Source organism: Amycolatopsis jejuensis (genome assembly GCF_000717335.1).
Lineage (GTDB): Bacteria > Actinomycetota > Actinomycetes > Mycobacteriales > Pseudonocardiaceae > Amycolatopsis > Amycolatopsis jejuensis.
The window spans coordinates 19,762-37,964 of sequence record NZ_JNYZ01000004.1; the positions used below are offsets into that span (position 1 = coordinate 19,762).

Annotated in this window: 13 protein-coding genes and 1 pseudogene; 7 read left to right on the forward strand and 7 right to left on the reverse strand. The window is 69.8% G+C overall.

The annotated features are described in order from the left end of the window. Positions 1-75: 75 nt before the first annotated feature. On the forward strand, positions 76-513 hold the full coding sequence (locus tag OO71_RS04770; RefSeq protein WP_033288416.1) for a DoxX family protein: 438 nt from the start codon (positions 76-78) through the stop codon (positions 511-513). Here OO71_RS04770 and OO71_RS04775 read toward each other — a convergent pair. The 6 genes from OO71_RS04775 to kynU form a co-directional block, all read right to left on the reverse strand. Beyond that, a complete protein-coding gene (locus OO71_RS04775; RefSeq protein WP_051791020.1) occupies positions 510-1,100 on the reverse strand; it encodes a GTP-binding protein in 591 nt (196 codons plus the stop codon). The two genes, OO71_RS04770 and OO71_RS04775, sit on opposite strands and share 4 nt — an antisense overlap. After that, entirely contained in the window at positions 1,081-1,452 is a 372-nt protein-coding gene (locus tag OO71_RS04780; RefSeq protein ID WP_033288417.1) for a DUF742 domain-containing protein, read from the reverse strand. The genes OO71_RS04775 and OO71_RS04780 overlap by 20 nt, the downstream gene beginning before the upstream one ends. Continuing rightward, positions 1,452-1,868 carry a roadblock/LC7 domain-containing protein gene (locus OO71_RS04785; RefSeq protein ID WP_033288418.1) on the reverse strand — a complete coding sequence of 139 codons (417 nt, stop codon included), beginning with the start codon at positions 1,866-1,868 and terminating at the stop codon, positions 1,452-1,454. Before OO71_RS04785 ends, OO71_RS04780 begins: the two co-directional genes overlap by 1 nt. After that, on the reverse strand, positions 1,868-4,462 hold the full coding sequence (locus tag OO71_RS04790) for a sensor histidine kinase (protein WP_156096178.1): 2,595 nt from the start codon (positions 4,460-4,462) through the stop codon (positions 1,868-1,870). The genes OO71_RS04785 and OO71_RS04790 overlap by 1 nt, the downstream gene beginning before the upstream one ends. Positions 4,463-4,848: 386 nt before the next feature. Beyond that, positions 4,849-5,148 carry a hypothetical protein gene (locus tag OO71_RS04795; RefSeq protein ID WP_033288419.1) on the reverse strand — a complete coding sequence of 100 codons (300 nt, stop codon included), beginning with the start codon at positions 5,146-5,148 and terminating at the stop codon, positions 4,849-4,851. Positions 5,149-5,338: 190 nt separating this feature from the next. After that, positions 5,339-6,529 (reverse strand): kynureninase, encoded by a 1,191-nt coding sequence (gene kynU / locus OO71_RS04800; protein WP_033288420.1) that lies wholly within the window; start codon positions 6,527-6,529, stop codon positions 5,339-5,341. Positions 6,530-6,665: 136 nt separating this feature from the next. Here kynU and OO71_RS04805 point away from each other — a divergent pair, with 136 nt between their 5' ends. Beyond that, positions 6,666-8,492 carry an AMP-dependent synthetase/ligase gene (locus tag OO71_RS04805; protein WP_033288421.1) on the forward strand — a complete coding sequence of 609 codons (1,827 nt, stop codon included), beginning with the start codon at positions 6,666-6,668 and terminating at the stop codon, positions 8,490-8,492. Positions 8,493-8,825: 333 nt separating this feature from the next. Here the strand turns inward: OO71_RS04805 and OO71_RS04810 are convergent, their stop codons facing one another. Next, entirely contained in the window at positions 8,826-9,719 is an 894-nt protein-coding gene (locus OO71_RS04810; RefSeq protein WP_033288422.1) for an SDR family NAD(P)-dependent oxidoreductase, read from the reverse strand. 316 nt (positions 9,720-10,035) lie between these two features. On the opposite strand from OO71_RS04810, the gene OO71_RS04815 reads away from it, so the two are divergent. The 5 genes and pseudogenes from OO71_RS04815 to OO71_RS48485 all read left to right on the forward strand — a co-directional run. After that, a complete protein-coding gene (locus OO71_RS04815; RefSeq protein ID WP_033288423.1) occupies positions 10,036-11,250 on the forward strand; it encodes an MFS transporter in 1,215 nt (404 codons plus the stop codon). 466 nt (positions 11,251-11,716) lie between these two features. After that, a complete protein-coding gene (locus OO71_RS04820; protein ID WP_245633566.1) occupies positions 11,717-13,081 on the forward strand; it encodes a GGDEF domain-containing protein in 1,365 nt (454 codons plus the stop codon). 212 nt (positions 13,082-13,293) lie between these two features. Next, positions 13,294-15,462 carry a phospholipase A2 gene (locus OO71_RS04825; protein ID WP_033288424.1) on the forward strand — a complete coding sequence of 723 codons (2,169 nt, stop codon included), beginning with the start codon at positions 13,294-13,296 and terminating at the stop codon, positions 15,460-15,462. Between the two features lie 163 nt (positions 15,463-15,625). Further along, positions 15,626-17,287, forward strand: a complete 1,662-nt coding sequence (locus OO71_RS04830) for an LCP family protein (RefSeq protein ID WP_033288425.1) — start codon at positions 15,626-15,628, stop codon at positions 17,285-17,287. A 124-nt stretch (positions 17,288-17,411) separates the two neighbouring features. After that, a pseudogene (locus OO71_RS48485) lies at positions 17,412-17,762 on the forward strand (helix-turn-helix domain-containing protein); the annotation flags it as partial. Between the last annotated feature and the right edge of the window lie 441 nt (positions 17,763-18,203).

Below are 18,203 nucleotides of genomic sequence, written 5' to 3' on the forward strand. Positions count from 1 at the left end.
TTCCGGGACCGTGTCGATCGACGCGGGCGCGGTTCGACGCATGGGTACAAGCCAGCGCAACGGAAGGAAAGACCCATGAGCATCACGACCGCCACCCGCGAAGCCACCACCGATTCCCGTCCGCTTGCCGACCGGGCCCGTCCGGTGGTGCTCGGGCTGTTCCGGGTTGTCGCCTCGTTCCTGTTCCTGTGTCACGGCCTGCAGGGCTTTGGTGCCTTCGGTGGCATCGACGGCGCGGGCGCCGGAGTCGCGTTCGGCGAATGGCCTGGCTGGTTCGCCTGCGTGATCGAGGTCGTCGGCGCGGTTCTCGTGCTGTCCGGCCTGTACACCCGGGTCGCGGCGATCGCGTTGTCCGGCGTGATGGCGTACGCCTACTTCACTGTGCACGCCCCGGAAGGGCTGCTGCCGCTGCAGAACATGGGCGAGCCGGCGGCGCTGTACTCCTGGGTCTTCCTCACCATCGCCGTCGTCGGGCCGGGTGCGTTCGCCCTTGACCAGCTCCGCCGCCGCTAGCCGACCAGCGTGTCGGAATGGGCGAGTACGTGTTCCATCAGAATCGTGAGTACCTGTTTGGTGGAGTCCCGCTCCCGCGCGTCGCACAGCAGGAGCGGGACCTCCGGGTCGAGGTCCAGTGCCGCGCGGACCTCCTCGGTGCCGTACCGGTAAGCGCCGTCGAAGCAGTTCACCCCCACCATGAACGGCAGCCCCCGGCGTTCGAAGAAATCGACCGCGGGGAAGCAGGATTCGAGACGGCGAGTGTCCGCGAGCACGACCGCGCCGAGTGCGCCGTCGGCCAGTTCGTCCCACATGAACCAGAACCGGTCCTGCCCTGGGGTGCCGAAGAGGTACAGGATCAGCTCGGGGTTGATCGTGATGCGGCCGAAGTCGAGGGCGACCGTCGTGGTGGTCTTGCCCTCGACGCCGGAGAGGTCGTCCACGCCCTCGGACGCGGTCGTGATCACCTCTTCGGTGCGCAACGGCGGCACCTCGCTCACCGAGCCCACCATGGTCGTCTTGCCGACCCCGAAGCCGCCGGCCACGAGCACCTTGACCGCTTGCGCGTTCAGTGCCCGGCGGGGCTCAGAGTTTCCGGATGCCATCGAGAACCGCCTGGAGTACGTGTTTGCCGGGCTTGTCGGTCATGGGGGTCGCGGTGCGGAACAGCACGAGGTTGCGTTCGATCAGGTCGCTCAGCAGCACCTTCACCACCGGCAGCGGCAGATCGACCCGCGCGGCCACCTCGGCCACCGAAACCGGGCGCTGGCACAGCGAAAGAATGCGCGCGTACTCCGGTTCCAGCCCGGCGACCTCACGCGCGGTCCGCATCGCCACGACGAGCGTGATCAGGTCGAGCCCGAGCGTGTCCGACCGCGTGCGGCCACCGGTCACCGCATACGACCGGACCAGCGGCCCGGCCTCGTCCTCGTACCATTGCTCGCGGCGCGCGGTCATCACGGCGACGTCCGCTGGACCACTCCGGCCCGCGGCGCCGCGGTGAGCACCGCACCGACCCGCTTGACCATCAGGTTCATCTCGTACGCCACGAGCCCCATGTCCGCGTCGACCCCGGCGAGCAGCGCGAGACACGCCCCGCGCCCGGCCGCCGTGACGAACAGGAACGCGTGGTCCATCTCCACCATCGTCTGGCGCACGTTGCCGCCGCCGAAATGCCGCCCGGTGCCGCGGGCGAGGCTCTGGAACGCCGACGCGACCGCCGACAGGTGCTCCGCATCCGCCTCCGACAGGTTGCCGGACCGGCCGATCAGCAACCCGTCCGCGGACAGCACCACCGCGCGGTCCGCACCGGCGACCCGCTGTACGAGGTCGTCGAGCAGCCAGTCGAGCTCGTTGACTCCGTTGTTCGCCATCAGTCGTGCTCTCCGTACCTGGTGTCGTGGCCCGGATCGGCCTCGCGGCCGCGCCGGGTGCCCTGCTGGAACGCGGTCAGCCGCGAGCGAGCCTGCTCCGGCGAATCCTCGCGGACCTCGTCGGCCTCCGCCGGGTCGGCGATCGGGCGACCACTGCGCAACTGCGGCACGAGGTTCTGCTGCCGCCGCCGCTGCGGCAACGCCGGACGCCCCGGTGGCCGTCCGTTCTCCACCGCCCCCCGCCCGTTCTCGGCGGCCCGCTGTTCGTGCTGCGGACGCCCTTGCGGCAGCCTCGGCGGACGAACCGGCGGTGCATCGGCAGCGGGGGGCCGGACTGCCCGGCGTGCGGGAAGCACGGGCCGTTGCGGTTCGGGATGTTGCGGTTCCAGACGTTGCGGCTCCACTGCAGGCCGGGCGGATTCCGGTGCCGGGGAGTGATACTCCCCCGCAGGCCGGAAAGACTCCGGCACAGGCCGGGCGGATTCCGCGACCGGACGCCCGGCTTCCACCCCGTTACGCGGCGAATCCGCCCCCACTCGCGGCGAATCCGGCACCGGACGCGGCCGCTCAGCCGTGAATCGCTCCGATTCCCCCGCAATCCGCACGGATTCCGTTGCCGGACTCAACTCACCGGCCACCGACCCGGATTCCGCCACCCCGCCGTCCTCGGGGTCCGTCTCACTGATCGGGGCGAGCAAATCCTTGCGGATCAACACGATTGCCCGCGTGCCGCCGTACGCCGAGTCCCTCAGGTGTACCGAAATCCCGTGCCGCGATGCCAGCCGTGCGACCACGAACAGGCCCAGCCGCGGTTCCTCCGACAGCGCCATGATCCCGAAGTCCGGCGGGTCGGCGAGCATGGCGTTGAACTCGTCGGCCTGGTCCGGCTCGATGCCGAGACCCTGGTCCTCGACCTCGATCACCACGCCCTTGCCCACCACGTTCCCGCGCAGCTCGACGCGTGATTCCGGCGGCGAGAACGACGTCGCGTTGTCGATCAGCTCCGCGAGCAGGTGCACGAGGTCGCCGACCACCGGTCCGCGCACTGCGGCCGACGGCAGCTTCGCCGTCTTCACCCGCGCGAAATCCTCGGTCTCGGCCGCGGCGCCACGCACGAGCTCCACCAGCGACACCGGATTGCGCCACTGCCGTCCGGGCTGCCCGCCGCCGAGGATGATCAGGTTTTCCGCGTTGCGCCGGGCGCGGGTGGAGAGGTGGTCGAGGCGGAAGAGGGTGTCGAGCTGGTCCGGGTCCTCCTGCTTGCGCTCGGCCGCGTCGAGCACCTTCAGCTGCCGGTGCACGATGACCTGGCTGCGGTGCGCGATGTTCATGAACACCGCCTTCGTACCCTGCCGCGTCTTGGCCTCCTCGACCGCCGCCGCGATCGCGGACTGCTGCGCCAGGTTGAACGCCTCGGCAACCTCGCCGATCTCGTCGTTGCCGTGGTCGAGCAGGTGGCCGCCCGCTTCGAGGTCCACCGGTTCGCCCGCCCGCACGCGGTCGACGATCTCCGGCAGCCGGACCTCGGCCGCGTCGAGCGTGTCCTCGCGCAACCGGGCAAGGCGCGCGATGAAGCGGTTCGACAGCCGCAGGGCGATCAGCACCACGATCAGGGCGAAGAGCACCGCCGCGGCACCCGCAATGATCGAGTTGCGCAGCGTGGTGTCGGCGTCGGCGATGGCTGCGTTGGTCGCATTCGCGCTCTGCGCCGCGAACAACGTCATCAACGATTTCGCGACCTGCTGCGCCGCCGGCCGCCACTGCTCCATCGGCACCGGCAGCTGTTTCGCCCCGGACAGCAACGCATTTTCGACCTGTGTCACGGTCGCCCACGCCGGGCTCGCGATCAGCTTGTCGTAATTCGCCCGTACCTCGGGCACCATCTGCGCGACCGACTGCTCCAGCTGCGCGTGGTACGCCCCGATCTGGCCGAGATACGCGCGCTGCTCGTCGCCGGACAATCCGCCCGCGGCGAGCCCGGCCGCCGCCAATGCGTCACTCCGCTGCATTTCCTCGGCAGCATTGAAAATGGGGATCGCGGACAGCCGGGCGTACGCGTTACCCGCCCCGCGCGCGGCCTGCGCGAGCCCCGCGACGCCCTGGGTGAATTGGTCGATGATTCGGTTGTAGAAGGAAAACGCCTCCAGCAACGGGACCTGTCCGGCGTCCACCTGCTGGCGCAACTGGGGCAGCTTCGACTGCAGACCGGCGAACGTGGCGATGTTCTGCTTCACGCTCGCGGGCACCGTCGAGTCACCGGCGAAATTGCCCTGCAGCACCGCGCTGATCTGCGCGGCGGCGGCGTCCGTCTTCGGGCGGCTGGCCTGCAACGCGGCGCGCGCGGCGTCCTGCCCGGCCAGCAGGCTCATCGACAGCTGGCGTTCCTGCTCGGCGGCGAGGATGAACGGGATACCCGGCCCTTCCGAACCGCGGATCTTCTGCGCGTAGCTGCGTGCTTTCAGCGCGTCGACGACGAGGTACCCGGCCAGCGCGACGCCGACGAGGAGCAATGCCACACTCGGAATCAACGCGATCGCGAGCACGCGAGAGCGAATCGACGAGCCGCGGCTGCGTCGCACGGAATTCTGCTTCACCGTGGTCCATTTACCTTTCCGGCAGTACCGGGTTATTTCGGGTCCGCGGTGTTTTCCACCGGGACGACCAGCCGGATCGAAACTCACCGTGGTCTGCGTTGCCCCGCACGACGGTAAGCAACCCGGACGGGTGAGTCAAGTCCGGACATGAGCAACGATCACGTTCTGGTTACCTGCTGGTAACCCACTGCAGCGCCTCGAAAATCAGTGACGCCTGCACGTGACGTTGGTCGCAGGCCACGGTGCGTACCCGGTGGCACCGCATTCGGTGAGGACCCGTCACCGACCGCGTCCGGGCCGCGACGGAGACCGGAACCGATTCGGGTTCCAGAAATCGCATGCGCATTCCCGCATTCACGCGGAATCACCCGGCGAGTGGAGATTGATTACCGGAATTCAGTGCCGGACACTTTCGGCGGCCGATGTGGCGAAAGTCGCGGACCGGGTTCCGGCTGTGGTTCCGGTGCCGCCGCGGCGGGGCGGCGGCGGATCAGGTCGTGCAGCATCTCGCGGCACGCCCACGCCAGCACGAGCACCGCCGCCACCAGCACCGCGACCAGCGCCGACTCGACCGGGTAGCGCGTCAGGAAAGCGCCGAAGCGCGAAAGCACGAAGCCGAGCGCAATCCCGACGAACAGAGTGACGACGTACGACAGCGGCACCTCGCGACCGCGGGTCTCGATCATCCCGGCCCCTTCCACCCATACTTCGCCCGGCGGCGCCGCTGTTCCCCTTCGACCGGCTCCGACCTGCGAAAAGCAGGTATCGATCATACCTGCCGGACAGCCCGGAAAGCGCCCTTCGGTCACCCGAAGGGGCGAGCCGGACACCGATTGTTCACCCTCGCCACGGAAATTTCGGGGAGTTCGGTAACGCTCAGCGCAGCCCGTGCAGCGTCGTCACCGCGCGCAGCACCTCGCCATACGTCGTGTACAGCGGCGCCAGCCCGAAGCGCAGCACATCCGGCGGACGGAAATCGCCGAGCACGCCTTGGCGGTGCAGGGCGTCCATCGTCTGCTGGCCACCGGGATCGCACACCGAAATCTGGTGTCCACGGGCGTGGTCGCGCGGCGTCGGCACTTCGGCACCAGGGAGGAGCTCGTCGAGGCACTGAAAGAAGAAATCGCCAAGCGCCAAGCCTTTTGCGCGCAAGACGGCGAGGTCGACACCGTCCCACACGTCCAGGGCGGCGTCGAGAGCCAGCATCGACAGCATGTCCGGCGTACCGGCGCGGGCGCGGGCGATTCCGGCGCTGCCGCGGTAGCCGTCCTCCATCGCGAACGGATCCGCATGCCCGGCCCATCCGGCGAGCGGCTGGTCGAATTCCGCCTGATGCCGCTGCGCCACATAGACGAATGCGGGCGAACCCGGCCCGCCGTTGAGGAACTTGTACGTGCAGCCCACCGCGAAATCGACCGCGCACTCGTCGAGCCGTACCGGAATTGCGCCGACGCTGTGGCAGAGGTCCCACACCGCGAATGCGCCGGCGGCCTGCACCGCGTCGGTGACCGACGGCATGTCGTGCAACCGGCCGCTCACGTAATCGACGTGGTTCACCAGCACCGCCGCCGTCCGCTCGGACACCGCGTCCGCCAGCTCGGCCACCGGTACCCGGCGCAGCGCGTGCCCGGTGAGCCGGGCGACCTGGTCGGCCACGTACCCGTCGGTCGGGAAAGTTCCGGCGTCGACCAGGATCTCGTCGCGCCCGGGATTCGCCCGCACCGCCGCGACGAGCGTCTTGAACAGGTCGACCGTCGTCGAATCCGCCACCACGACCTGCCCGGCCGCGGCGCCGACGAGCGGCGCGATCCGGTCACCGATCCGCTGCGGAGCGTCCCACCAGCCGTCGTTCCACGAGCGGATCAGCCGCCCGCCCCACTGCTCGCGGACCACCTCGGTGAGCCGCTGCGCGACGTGTTTCGGCGGCGCCCCAAGGGAATTGCCGTCGAAATAGGCGACGGCGTCGTCGAGGTCGAACTCCGCGCGCTTGCCGGCAAGCGGGTCGGCGGCGTCCAGCGCGGCCGCCTCGTCGGCGAGGCTCCGGCTCCGCGCAACGGATTCGGTCATCGGCGCTCCTCAAACAGTTCGGTCCCCCCATTCAATCAGGGTGCCTTCGCGCAGCGGAGCTACCCGGTCGGCCGCGATCTCTATCGGCACCGGCGAGGACGTCCTACAGTGACCGTCACCACAGGAGGAGGCAGTATTGACTCAGTCGATCGCCGAGCAGGCCGAGGGCCTCACGATCCCGCGCCTGCTGCACCGCAACGCCACCGAGCACGGCGACCAGCCCGCCGTCACGTCGCTCGATCTTGACGGCCACCCCACGCTCACCTGGGCCGAGTTCCGCACCGCGATCGCCGAACTGTCCCGCGGCCTCGCCGGGCTGGGTCTCGCCGCGGGTGACCGGATGCTGATCATGGCGCCGAGCAGCCCGGACCACCTCGTCGCCGACCTCGCCGCAGTGCACCTGGCCGCCATCCCGTGCACCGCGTACTCGACGCTGAGCCCGGACCAGATCCGCTACGTCGCCCGGCACAGCGCCGCCCCCGTCGTGGTACTGGCCGGCGAGGCCGAGCTGTCCCGCTGGCAGCCGGTGCTCGACGACCTGCCCGCGCTGCGTCACGTGGTGCTGTTCGACGCGGCGGCAATCCCCGAGGGCGACGACCGGTTCGTCGCGTACTCCGCGGTGCGCGAGGCCGGTCGCGCCGCGCTGGCCGCCGACCCGGACGCGTTCGACCAAGCGTGGCAAGCAATCCGGCCGGACGACCCGCTCGCGATGATCTACACGTCCGGCACCACCGGCGACCCGAAGGGCGTCGTCCTTTCCCACCGCAACGCAGTCCACGAAGGGCTCGCCGTCACCGCCGCGCACGACGCGCCGTGGGGCGTCACGAACGTCGCGTACCTGCCACTCGCCCACATCGCCGAACGCGAGCTGTCGATTTATCTGCCGACCGTGCTCGCCGGGCACGTGCACACGGTCGGCGATCCGACCGGCGTGGTTGCCGCGCTCGGCCGGGTACACCCGCAGAGCTTCTTCGGCGTACCGCGGGTGTGGGAAAAAATGGTGGCAGGCTTGAAGAACATGCTTGCCGGTGTCCCGGAAGACCGGCGGACAGCGCTCATCGCCGCCAACGAACTGCTGCAGGAAGGCTACAAACTGCGCAGCGCCGGCAAGGAGGTCCCGGCCGAGCTCGCCGAGCGGATCGCCAAGACCGACGAAGCAGCGCTCGCCCCGGTGCGCGCGCTGCTCGGCCTGGACCGGCTGCACGTCGCGTCCAGCGGCGCGGCCGCACTGCCGGTGGAGGTGCTGTACTTCCTGGCCGGGCTGGGCGTGGAAATCCAGGAAGTGTGGGGCCTGTCGGAAACCACCGGCGCCGCAACCGCCAACACCGCCGACGCATTCCGCGCAGGCACCGTCGGCCGCCCGCTGGACGGGGTGGAGGTAAAAACCGGCGAGGACGGCGAACTCTTCGTCCGCGGCCCGATCGTGTTCCTCGGCTACCTGCAAGCCGACGGCACCATCGAGCAAGCCACCGACGCCGAGGGTTGGTTCGCCACCGGCGACATCGGCACCATCGACGCCGACGGCTTCGTCACGATCACCGACCGCAAGAAAGAACTGATCATCACCTCAAGCGGCAAGAACATCGCCCCGACCCGCATCGAGGGCTTCCTGAAAGAACACCCGCTGATCGGCCAAGCGGTAGCAATCGGCGACGCCCGCCCCTACGTAACGGCCCTGATCGTCCTAGACGACGAAATCGCCCCCGGCTGGGCCGCCGCAAACGGCATCGAAGCCACCGACATCGAAGCGCTGGCCGCCCACGAGGCAATCCGCGCCGAGATCGACCGGGCCATCGAATCCGCCAACAACCGCCTGGCCCGAATCGAGCAGATCAAGCGCTACCACCTGATCGCCCGCACCTGGACCCCGGAAACCGGCGAACTGACCCCCACCCTGAAACTCAAGCGCCGCATCATCAACGCCCGCTACGAATCCACCATCGCCACCCTCTACAACCCCTGACCCACTTCCGTGAAGGGAACCTTCACGGACTCAGATTCCCTCATGGTTCCCTTCACGGACCACCATTCCGTGAAGGTTCCCTTCACGGACCCAGATTCCGTGAAGGTTCCCTTCACGGACTTCCCCCCGACCCGCCACCCACTCACCGCAGCCCGCGCACCCCACGAAACCCGGCAGCCCAGACCCGGCCCTGCACCCCGATACGAAGCCAAAAACACGGTCTGGGGGTGCTTGTCAAGGCATCTTTCCCGCCTTGACAAGCACCCCCAGACCGTAGTCACAATCCCGGCTTCGGGGTGCCCACCAGCGACGCCCCCCACGCCACGGCCCCGCTCAAGCGATCCGGCTGGAGTCCGTCCACTTGCGCAACCGAGGCGGCACCCTCTTCTCCAGCCCGTAATTCTCCAGATGCGCCGAGAACACCTCGTCAAAAGCCTCCTGCACCGTCTCCGTATCCCACGCCCGCCGCTCCAGGATCGGCTGCTTCAGATACGGCTGTCCCATCACATGCAGCTGCGGCCCGTTGCACCGGATCATCTGCCCGGTGATCCCGTCCGACCCGGCCCCGAGCAGGAACAGCACCACCGGCGCGATCCGCGCCGGGGTCCGGTCCGGCGGGCACGCCCGCAGCGCCCGCTCCGACTTCCACACCATCCGCGTGTGCGCCACCGGGCACACCGCGTTCACCCGGATCCCGGACTCCTCGAGGTCGAGCGCCCAGGAATACGTCAGCGACGCGACCGCGCCCTTGCTCGCCGAGTACACGCCCAGCTTCCGCTGCCCGAGCGACGCGCCCGAGGAAATATTGACGATCGACCCGCCGGTACCCGCGCCCACCATGGCCCGGATCGCCGCCAGCCCGGTGTACATCACGCCGAGCACGTTCACCTCGACCAGCTGCCGGACCTGCTCGACGTCGTCCTCCCAGGGCAGCGCCTCGTAGTTCAGCCCCGCGTTGCTGACCAGCCCGTCGATCCGGCCGAACTCGGCCACGCACCGGTCCACGATCGCCTGCGCCTGCGCGGGGTCGGCCACGCTGTGCCCGCTCGCGACCGCGCGGCCGCCGTGGTCGCGGATCGTCGCGGCGGTGCGCTCGGCCAGTTCCGCGTCCACGTCGTTGACCACCACCGCTCCGCCGGCCCGCGCGATGTGCACGGCGAACGCCTCCCCGAGCCCACGGCCGGCGCCGGTCACGACGACGGCCTTGTCCTGCAAGAGACTGTCCATACCCACTCCCCACTGTCTCTTCCAGTGTTGGCCCATTCGGCCCAGCAGGCCGCGCGACGGCGACGAACGGTGGCCGCGCTGCGCCGAACGAGGGACGGCCGATCAGTCCCGCGGTACCCCCCGGCAGGTCAGTCCGGATCGGCCCGGCGGTCCGGGAAGAGGCACGTCCCCGCTGTTCACCCGGGTGTGATCGGCGGCATACTGAGGGTCGACCCTCGGCGGGATTTGTGACGTCCCGGCCCGGAGCGTCACCGGCAAAGGCACAATGCGGACAGCACAGTATTCACTCGATCGGGGAGGGGGCAGTGGTCACCCCGTGACGACCGACGCGACATCACGGCTTACGGCGCCGCTGCGGAACGTCGAGTACCGCGTTCTGTGGGCGGCGGAGGCCGTCTCCAGCGCGGGCGACCAGCTGGCGAAGGTGGCACTCGCCATCCTCGTGTACAACCGGACCGGCTCCGCGCTGTGGGCTGCTGTCGTGTACGCACTCACCTTCCTGCCTGCGCTCGCGGGCGGGCTCGGGCTGTCCTTCCTCGCCGACCGCTACCGCAGGCGCACCGTGCTGAGCGCCAGCGCCGCCGTCCAAGCGGTGCTGGTGGGGCTGATGAGCTTGCCGGGAATGCCGCTGGCCGTGCTGTGCCTGCTGCTGGTGGCCGTCCAGCTCGCGGCGTCACCGGCGAACGCGGCGCAGAACGCGATCACGCGCGAGGTGTTCACCGACGACGAGCTGTACCTGCGCAGCCAGGACCTGCGCGGGATCACCACCAACACGGTGCAGCTGCTCGGCCTCGCCGGTGGCGGGCTGCTGGTGAGCGCGGTCGGCACGTCGTGGGCGCTGGCCGTGGACGCGGTGAGCTTCGCGGTGGCCGCGGTGATCGTGCGGGTGTGGGTGAAGAACCGGCCTGCCGCCGGGAGCGAGCGCACCACCTGGTTCTCGGCCACCCGCTGGGTTTTCGGGCAGCGGAAGCTGCGGGTGCTGATCGCGTTGTCGTGGCTCGTCGGGCTCGCGGTGGTCCCCGAAGGACTGGCCGCACCGCTGGCCCAGCAGCTGAACGCGCCGCCCGCGGCCGTCGGCTGGCTGCTCGCCGCCGACCCGCTCGGCTTCGTCGCCGGGGCCTACCTGCTGTCGAAGTTCGCGTCCGCCCCGGTGCGCCAGCGCCTGCTCGGCGTGCTCGCGACGATGTCGCTTGGCCTCTTGGCACTGTTCCTGGTACAGCCGAACCTCGTGCTCGCGCTGATCCTGCTGGCCCTCGCCGGGGCGATGGGCTCGTACATCATCACGGTGACCGCGACGTTCTCCACCTGGGTGCCGAACGAACTGCGCGGGGGCGCCGGCGGGCTGTACCGCACGGGCCTCCGGGTCGCCCAGGGGGTCGGGGTCGCACTCGGCGGGGTGGTCGCACAGACGACCGGGTCCGCCATCACCGCCATCGCACTCGCCGGGCTGGCCGGCGTCGCACTGGCGATCCCCACTGCCTTCTCGTGGACCCGGGTGCGGCACACGGTCGCGGCCGGGACCGGGCTCTGAGCCGTGGCCGGTACTGCGCACCGGCCGCATCGGTCCGGACCTCCCGGGCCGGAAGTCTTTTCACGCCTCGCGGTCACGCACGGAACACACCTCCGCTCGCATTGTCACGAATCTGCTCTCGGCTCGTCACGGAACTCACGCCTCGCGGTCACGCACTGTTCGCCACCTCCACTCAGTGACAATTTCCGGAAAAAGGACATCGCTTCGATTCACGCTTCGCGGTCGCGCATCGGAAAACACCTCATCTCGGGGGACGGCGGGGAGACTCCTCCGCAATTTCTCTTCATGGATACACCAGGTCGCACGGAAGGCGTCTCCGGGGTTCGGGGACAACCACCGAATACTGCTCTCGCGTCGCTGCGCGGCGCCGGGAAGTCGGTAAGTGGGATGATACCGGTAACTGATAAGCATGCAGAAGCGGCAACCGAGTGCGAACCGCCCGAGATACCCGAGGAGGCGGGGCCCGATGGCCGGAACCGAACCGGCGCACGGTGACGCCCGCGGTCCCGGGGAGGAATCACCCACCGCCTCGGGCCGTACCCGGAAAGTGCGCGCGCTGATCGCCGGGAACCCCGTGCCGTCGTGGGATCTCTGGACCAAACCACGCCGGATGGTGGCGTTTCTGCTGGCGTGGGACGCGATTGCGGCCGGCCTGCTGACGTTCGGGGTGATCACGTCGCCGGGGCCGACCCTCGTGGACTGGGGCCGGTTCGGGATTCTCGCGGTGTGCGCGACGGTGCACATCCAGCTCACCCGGCGGCAGGAGGAACGGCGGCGCAACCGGATCACCGCCGTGCACATCGACCTGTCCGGCATCTGGGTTTTCCCCGGCGCACTCCTGCTGCCGATCCACCTGACCCTGCTGCTGATCGTGATCGTGCGCGGCCAGCGCTGGTTCAACTCCCGGCGGCCACCGCACAAGTTCCTGTTCACCTCGTTCACGCACGCCGTTTCGGCGTTGCTGGCACACCAGCTGTACCAGACCTTCGCCTCGGCCGAGCTCGCCCGGCTGACGCCGGAGAACTCGTTGCAGGTCTTCGGCATCCTGATGCTCGTCGGCTTTTGTTACGCCGCGCTGCAGGCCGTCGTCATCGGCGGCCTGCTCGCACTGGGCGGAACTTCGTCGCCCACCCTCAGCAACGTCCTCGGCACCAAAGACGACAACCTGCTTGAACTTTCCACCATCGGACTCGGCACGATCGCGACGATCCTGCTGGTGAACATCCCACCGGCGATCGTGATCCTCGTGCTCATCACGGTCCTCGGAAACCGGCTGGCGGAAATCAACCAACTGCAGTCCGAAGCACGCACCGATCCGAAGACCGGGATCTTCAACGTCCGCGGCTGGTCCGAGGCCGCGGAACGCGCGCTGACCCGCACCGTGCGCGGCGGGGAAATGCTGGCACTGCTGATGATCGACCTCGATCACTTCAAGTGGATCAACGACACGTACGGCCATCCGGCAGGCGACGACGTCCTGCGCACGGTCGCGCAAACCCTTGACGAAATCACCCGGCCCAAGGACATCATCGGCCGCTTCGGCGGCGAGGAATTCCTGATCCTGCTTCCCGAAGTGGACACCACCGCGGCCAAGGTGACCGCCGAACGAATCCGCACCGCAATCGCCGAACAGCGGATCGTGACCACCGACAAACGCGGTGGTTCCGCTTTGATCAGCGGCCGCACCACTTCCATCGGCGTCGCATTGCTCGGGGTCAACGGAACGAGTCTGGAACAGTTGCTGCATGCCGCCGACGCGGCCGTCTACACCGCGAAGGAAGGCGGCCGGAACCAGGTCCGCTTCGCCGAGGAAGTTCCGCCGCCGGAGTGATCGAATTCCGATCACCGGCACCTTTTCCGATTAATCGCGAAACGATTCAGAAGTAGCGCTCCACAAGCCCCGGAATACCGCCCTCGGCGGGGATGGCGCGTTTCCGGAACGAGTGCTCATTGCCGAAAACCGGCCCCCTCGGGTTGTCCCCCGTACCCGCCCGGGGGACAGCCGCCTGCCGCCGGGCGCGCGGGACTGGCACCCTGGTGCGCATGCCAGCCATCGACGACCGCGACCCCGCCCCGGCTCCGGCCGCGCGCCGGGTCCGCCGCCGCCCCTGGTCGACGTCCGGCTGGCTGCTGCTGGTCCTGCTCGTCGTGTTCGGCTTCGGCCTGATCGCGTCGCGGCCGGCCGACCCGCCCGACCAGGGGCCACCCACCGGTGACGTCCTCGCCGCGCAGCAGGCCATCGACGCCCTCACCCACCCCGGCCCGCAGCCAACCGCACTCGCCTTGCTGCCCAAGGACTTCACCGCCGTCACGGGCATCACGCCTGGTGCCTTGCCCGCCCGCGACGGCACCGTGCGCGCGGTCCACGTCGACGGCGGCTGCTCCACTCCCTGGGGCGACGACAACACCAAGTGGGACTACGCCGCCCCCTGCAAGGCCCACGACCTCGGCTACGACCTCCTCCGCTACGCCGACAAGAAGGGCCACCCGCTCGACCAGACGGCCCGCGCGTCGCTCGACGACCGGCTGTCGCAGGACATGCACCACGCCTGCGTGATCAACCCGATGGACTCGGCGCGGACCTGCCAGGTGGTCGCGTCCCTGTACACGGCCGGTCTCGTCGTGAACTCGTGGCACCAGCGCTGGGGACCGCCGGTCGGCGACCCGGTCGGCCCGATGGTCGCCGGGGTCCTGGTGATCGGGTGTCTGCTGGCCGTCCGGCTGCGGGGCTGGCGCAGCGCCCGCCGCACCCCGCGAGCCTGGCCCGGCGTGCCGCGGCCGTGGACAGTGCTCGGCGTGGGCAGCGCCGCGGTGCTGGTGGCCGGCGAGGCCGTCACCGCGCTCGCCGACTGGGGCGGCGTACCGGAAACCGCCTGGTCACCGCTCACCTGGCTCGCCCAGCTCACCCCGCTGCTCTTCTTCGCGGGCGGATTCGCGAACGCGGCCGGCTGGCAGGCCGAACGCGACCGCGGCTACCGGCACTACCTCGCCGAACGCGCCAGCCCCCTGCTCCGGCCCGCGCTGATCTTCGCCGTCGTCGCCCTGGTCGTGCCGCTGGCGCTGGAACTCCTCGGGATCCCGGCAGGTACCAACGCGACGGTCATGCGGATTGCGCTGCACCCGCTGTGGCTGCTGGGCGTGTACCTGCTGACGGTCGTCGGCGCACCGCTCCTGCTGACGCTGTACCGCCGAGCGCGGCTGTGGACGGTCGCGGGACTGGCCGCCGCAGTGGCGGCTGGGGAGCTCGCTGCGGTCTGGTCAGACTCGGCCTGGCCGCGTTACGCCGCGACGCTCGCGTTGGCGCTCCTCGCCCAGCAGACAGCGTTCGCGTACGCCGACGGCGTCCGCCTGCCACGCCGGCTGCTCGCTGTCGCCGCCGTAGCCGGGATAGCGGCGCTTGTGGTGGGCGTCGTCGGCTTCGGCGCTTCGCCGGTGCTGCTCGGCAGTCCGGGCGCCCCGGCGGCGTTGTCCGCGCCGCCGTGGGAAGTCCTGCTGCTGGGGGTGTCACAGCTGGGTCTGGTCGGGCTGCTGGCGAGCCCGTTGCGCCGCTGGGCCGCGGGGAGCCGGGTCACGCGGGCGACCGCGCTCGTCCTGCGTGCCCCGATGAGCCTGTACCTGGCGTTCCTGGCGGCGATGCTGCTGCTGGTCGCCGTCGTGTACCTGCCCGGCCCGATCGCCGACGGCCTGGACTGGCTGGTGCGGCCACGCACGCTGGTGGCGGTCGCGCTGCTGCTCGTGCCCGCGGGTCTGGTCTTCTGGTGGTTCGAACGGCATCCGGGCCGGCCGGACGTCCCGGCGCCGCCGCGGCCACGCATTCCGACCGGCCGGGTGCCGGTGCTGCTCACCCGTGCGGCCGCCGCGCTGGGCATCGGCTACGCGACGCTCGGCGTGTTCGGTCTCGCGCTCGCCCGGTTCGGCGCCGTCGCCGCGGACGCCGACGTGCTCGGCCTGCGCCTCGACCCGGTGCAAAGCCTCGTCCACCTGCTGCTCGGCGTTCTGCTGCTGCACACCGTCCGGACCGGCGCGGCGGCGTCGGCCGGCACCTGGCTGTTGTGCGCGCTGACCTGCGTCCCGTCCCTCGTCGCCGCGGCCGGAGGGGAAACGCACGGCGCGGCGACCGTGGTGCTGCACACCGGCACTGCCGCGCTCGCGCTGGTCGCTGCGGGTTCCTGCCTGCTGCCGGACAGACGGGCGGCGAACGCCACACCCTGACCTCGCGACACGCATCAAGGCAACCGGGCGAAACGGGTCCTGATGCCGGAACATGGGGTGGCGCACGCCACACCGGCCGGGGGAGGTGCAAACCTGCGGCAACCCCGTCCCGGCACCATGCGTCTCCAGGACCGGACGAGAACAACGAGAAGGAGCCGACCGCGTGGACTACCCGCCTCGACACGGGCAAGGCGATCGCCGCCCCGCCCGCTCGCGGCAGGACCAGCCCGGCCGTGCGCGCCGTCCACCGCCACCACCGCCCCGAGCCCGCCGCGAGGCCCCCGGATCCGGCCCGGCCCGCCGTCCGGCCCCACCACCGCGCCGGCCACCGGCCCGCCGTCCCCGCCGCAACCCGATGCGCGGCGCGAAAATCGCCGTCGCCGTGGTGTCGCTGCTGGTCATGGGGCTCACCGGGTACGCGTGGGCGTCGCTGCAGGGGCTGGTCAACGGGCTGAACTACGCCGACGTGATCGGCGCGGGCGGGGGCGGCGAGAAGCCCGCCGACGGTGCCCGCGACATCCTCCTGGTCGGCCTCGACAGCCGCACCGACGCGCAGGGCAACCCGCTCTCCCAGCAACTGCTCGACCAGCTGCGCGCGGGCGAGTCGGACGGCGAGCTGAACACCGACACCCTGATTTTCGTGCACATCCCGAACGACGGCAGCAAGGCCGTCGCGATCTCGCTGCCGCGTGACTCGTACGTCGACATCCCCGGCTACGGCAAGCACAAGATCAACTCCGCGTATGCCAGGGCGATGCTGCAGGCGCGCAAGGATCTGCAGGCCCAAGGTGTCACGGATCCGAAGGAGCTCGACGTCAAGGCCAACCAGGCCGGGGCGAAGCAGCTGATCGGCACGGTCGAGGCGCTCACCGGGTCCACGATCGACAACTACGCGGCGATCAACCTGCTCGGCTTCAGCGAGATCACGCAGGCCGTCGGCGGCGTGGACGTGTGCCTCAACAACAATGTCGACGACGAGTACTCCGGCGCGAACTTCACCAAGGGCCAGCACACGATCGCCGGGGTGGAAGCGCTGGAGTTCGTCCGGCAGCGGCACGGCCTCCCGCGCGGGGACCTCGACCGGGTGGTGCGCCAGCAGGTGTTCATGGCCGGAATGGCGCGCAAGATCCTGTCCGCGGGCACGCTCACCGACCCCGGCAAGCTCAACGCGCTGATCGACGCGATCAAGAAGTCCGTGGTGCTGAACCAGAACTGGGACATCTTCAGCTTCGCCCAGCAGATGAAGGGGCTGACCGGCGGGCAGCTGGAGTTCCGCACGATCCCGGTCGACAACGTCGAGTATCGCACGCCGAACGACGGCGTCGCGATCAAGGTCGACCCGGCCAAGGTGAAGGCGTTCGTGCAAGGGCTCGCGGGCCCGCAGGCCGATCAGCAGCCCGCACCGCCGCCGCAGCAAGCGAACGACGCGCACAAGGACATCACGGTCGACGTCCGCAACGCGACGGGCCGCAACGGGCTGGCTGCGAGCGTGTCGAAGCAGCTGACGTCGAAGGGCTTCAAGGCGGGCGAGACGGACAACGCGTCATCCCGGAAGACGACGGTGATCTGGGTCCCGAACGGCGGACAGGCCGCGGGGCAGGCAGTGGCCGACGCGCTGGGTACCAAGGCGACCGTGCAGGAGGACAAGAGCGTTCCGGCCGGACACGTGAAGGTGTACCTGGGCTCGGATTACCAGCCGTCGGACGGCGCGTCGAGCGGCACCGGCTCGGCACCGGCCCCGCGGCAAGAGGCCGCCACCCCACCGCCGTCGGCAGGCGACGACCAGCAGCCGATCACCGCCGAGGGTGTGCCCTGCGTCAACTGACGCATTGCTCCATTCGGGGTAAGTCGAGATTTCTTCGCGAAAACCGCGTAATGAAACGGCTCCCCGATGCTTTCACCATCGGGACGCAAGCCCGCGTCCGCGAGGTTGGTGAGGGGCAGGGGCCGTGATCGACGCTGAGCACTACCAGCGGGTACTCGGAGACGAGCTGCGCAAGCTCCGGCGTGGCCGAGGGTGGACGCGCAAGGAGCTGAACGCGCATCTGCAGAGCGAGATCTCACTGCAGACACTGGCGACCTACGAACTGGGCACGCGGCAATGCTCCGTGGTCCGCCTGGTCGAGCTGTGCGTGGCAATGGACGAGCTACCCCAGGACCTGCTGGCGAAAGTGCACAGCCGGGTCTTCACCGAGGAACCGGGCCGGGTAAGGGTGGACCTGCGCCGGGTGGTCGCGGAGGCGGGACCGGAGCTGACCCCGTTACGCCGCTGGGCAGAGGGACGGTTACGGCAGATCGGAGCTTCGGTACCGGCTTCCCGGGTTTCGGGTGCTGGTGGGGGTTCTGGTGGTTCTTCACGGTCCAGTGCTTCGGGTTCTGGTGCTTCCGGTTCTGGTGGTGCTGGTGGTTCTTCTCGGTCCGGTGCTTCTGGTGCTGGGGTTTCCGGTTCTGGTACTTCCGGTTCTGGTGCTGGGGTTTCCCGTTCCGGCAGTGGGTTTTCCGGCTCCGGTGGGCCAGTTCCGGGTGCCGGAACTGGTCCGGGCTCCGGCACCGCCCGCCCGGAATCCCCTGGCAGTCAGCCCTCTTCCTCCGGCAGCCCAGCCTCGGGCGAGGTGTCCTTCGACCTGGCCGCACTGGAACGGATGGCCGAACTGTGCGGCCTCCCGACCGCGGAACTGGTGTCATACCTCCGAAAACTCGCCCCAGCCTGACCCACCCGCGGCGCTTTCCTCCCGCCGCTT